The sequence below is a fragment of the Clostridium sp. UBA6640 genome (assembly GCF_002455975.1).
Lineage (GTDB): Bacteria > Bacillota > Clostridia > Clostridiales > Clostridiaceae > Clostridium_J.
The window spans coordinates 1-3,235 of sequence record NZ_DKLM01000085.1 but is presented as its reverse complement, the minus strand read 5'-3'; the positions used below and the strand labels follow the sequence as shown (position 1 = coordinate 3,235).

At 25.9% G+C, this 3,235-nt stretch carries 2 protein-coding genes; both read right to left on the bottom strand.

All coding sequences use genetic code 11. The annotated features are described in order from the left end of the window. Window positions 1-475: 475 nt before the first annotated feature. The gene (gene murJ / locus B2W91_RS10005; RefSeq protein WP_291580454.1) at window positions 476-2,029 is read right to left on the bottom strand and encodes a murein biosynthesis integral membrane protein MurJ; all 1,554 of its coding nucleotides are present in this window, start codon (window positions 2,027-2,029) and stop codon (window positions 476-478) included. A gap of 14 nt (window positions 2,030-2,043) precedes the next feature. Beyond that, window positions 2,044-3,153, bottom strand: coding sequence for a glycosyltransferase (locus B2W91_RS10000; RefSeq protein WP_291580453.1), 1,110 nt, complete (start codon window positions 3,151-3,153; stop codon window positions 2,044-2,046). Window positions 3,154-3,235 lie beyond the last annotated feature (82 nt).

The window sequence follows — 3,235 nt, the reverse complement described above, 5'->3', positions numbered from 1 at the left end:
ATAACTACTTAACAGATTCTAACTACTTATTATTTAAAAGATTTTATACCCTAACTGATATGGAGTTTTTTAAAAATCAATTAAATTATATCATATTGAAATCCAAAACAAAATTAATACTCTTAATTAATACTTTAACACTATGTTTAATACTTTCATTTAGTAAAGATAGTATTAAAGATTGGTAATTAGGAATACGAATTAATGTGCTTTCACAAAATATTATTATAAACCTTTTCGTAAAAAAGTAAAATTATAATCTAATATTTTATTATCTTTATAAGAATCTTATATTAAAACGCTAAAAAATAAACTTCCTAAAAAATAGCTTAATCTTTAATTTAATAGAATGACCATATATTACTATGGTCATTCTATTAAATATTTCTGTATATGAATTATTTAAACTATTTAAGAGTACAAAATCATACTCCTTGATTTCATTATGTGTGTTTTTATAAAAATAATATACTAGTTAAGAACTTTTAGATTTTCCTTTAAAATGATTTAGAAAATCTATAAATACCTGTATTTTTAATAAATAGCAAAGTACTGAATAAGATATAATCCCTATTAAAGTGGAAGCTAATATAACTATAGCATCACTTAACCTAGCAACTGTAAAAATATCTTTTAAATATGTACTACTAACTAAAACTAATATTCCCATTAATACTGAAGATATGGATATTTTTATTGTATCTCCAATTATGCTGCTCATTCCTAGGCCTTCGAACTTTTTACTTAAAGCTCTACTTAATATTATTGCTGTAATTATTGCTGATAAACTTGCAGAAAGAGTTAATCCTTCTACTCCCATTTTTTTATATAAAATAAAACTAAATAAATAATTTAAGACTATACCTATTAAACTATTTATCATGGGAGTTTTAGTATCTTTTATAGAATAAAACCCTCTACTTAACACATCTCTGATACCATAAGCAATCATTGCTGGGGAATATAATAATAAGGCATTAGCTGCTAACTTAACATTTTCATTAGTAAACTTTCCTCTTTCATATATTAAACTTATAAGTGGCTCTCTTAAAACTATAATTCCTATAGTTGCTGGTATCATTATAAGAAGTATAATAGCAATTCCCTTATTCAATGCGCCCTTAAATTTCTCATTATTTTTTTCTGAAATATGAGATGCTAATATAGGATATATAATCATCGATACCACCACTGCAAAGACCTCATAGGTCATCATAGTTAACTTGTTGGCACATTCTAATATAGCCGTTGCTCCTTCATAAAGAGAAGTTGCAAAAGACTTATTAACAAATAAGTTCAGCTGTATTGAAGAGGTACTTATTATTATAGGTATCATAAGTACTAATAATTTTTTAAGCTTTTCATCTTTTAAATTAAGAGTAAATCTATATTTATAACCTAGTGAAATAAACTTAGGGACATTTATTAAATACTGAGACATAAAAGCTATTACTGTAGCAACTGCAAAACCTATAACTCCAAAACTATCAACAAAAAATACTAAATATATTATGTATACTAAGTTTGCTACTGCTGCCATTGCTGTAGGAGCAATAAAATGTTGATGTCCTTGGAGCGTACCTGCTAGTACCCCCTGAAGAGTTAAAAATAACACAGACAAAAACATTATTCTAAGTATTTTAGAGGTCAATATACTTAGCTCGCTATTAACTGTAAAACTATTGGCAAAATAATAAACTATTTGATCTGAAAAAATAATGCCTAATACAGTTATTGCTACAGTAAAAATCATAGATACTGTAAGTACATTATTTACAAAAACTTTTCTTTCCTTTGCTTCATTTTCACTGTTCATTTCAGTTATAAAAGGTATTATAGTTGTACTTAGGCCATATCCTATACTTGTAAATAAGTATATTACACCTAGAGCCCAAACATAAATATCAGCTTCCCTAGTTGCTCCAAACTTAGCTAGCATAAGAGAATCTCTAGCTATCCCTAAAAACTTTCCTAATATAACTAAAATCATTACAAAAATTGAACTTTTAACTATTTTACTTTTACTCATTTACCTACTCCAAATTAGTTATTATCTATTATAGACTTATAAAAGCTATAATAATTACTCCAAAATTTTTCTATTGTAAACTTCTCTAGAACTAAATTATGTATGTTTTCTCCCATAACTTGTAAATACTCTCTTTTATCGTAACATTCCTGCATTGCTATATAAATATCCTTTTCACTTTGTGAGTTAATTATAATTCCATTAGATGGATTTATAATATTCTCTAGATCTCCTACTTTAGTAGAAATTATAGGAGTTTTAACTATAGCAGGTTCTAACATAGCTAATGGAGGAGCACCACCTTCACTATAGGAAGCTATTACGTTACAATTACAAATAGACAAATAATCTGTTACATTATCAATAAAACCTGTTAAAATGACCTTATCTTCTAAGTTTAATTCTTTTATAACCTTTTCTATCTCCTCTCTTAATCCACCATCACCCATTAATATCAATTTGCTATTAGATTTTTCACTACTAAACTTTCCAAAAGCTTTGATTATATTTATATGATTTTTTATAGGGTGAAACCTTGCCACTACGCCAAAAATAAAATCACCATCAATAATATTTAGCTTTTTTCTTATATTAGCTTTATCTTCTTTAAAAAATGTTTTTTTTATATCAATGCCATTGTTCACAACGGTTTTTTCACCAATAAAATGTTTTTCATCTAATAAATTCAGTAAATTTTGAGACACACAAATATAATTATTAAAACTCTTTAATCCTAAAACACTAAGAGGAGTATAGATATAATACTTAATTTTATTATTTAAGAAATCATATCTGTAGTCGCTATGAATTGTAGCTGTAGTAGCAGCTTTTAACTTTTTCCCAATAAAATAATGGATTAAAAAAGGTTGAGGTCCATGAAAATTTACAATGTCTATTTTATTAGAATTTACAAATTCTATAATCTCCTTATTAATGATATTTTTTTTAAAAAACTCATGGGGCATATCAGTATTTTTTACCCTATTATATAGGTATCCATCTCCAAGACAACCTAATATATTGTCAAAATACTTATTTTCACTGCTACAAAGATTTAGTATATGATTAGCTCCTCCTCCATTGTCATTACCTGAAATAATATGAAGTACTTTTATTTTAAACACCTCCTATAAATTAATGCACAATTTTCAATGCAAAATTCACAATTATGGTTGCAATTAATTCTTTATGAATTAATTTCTTAAA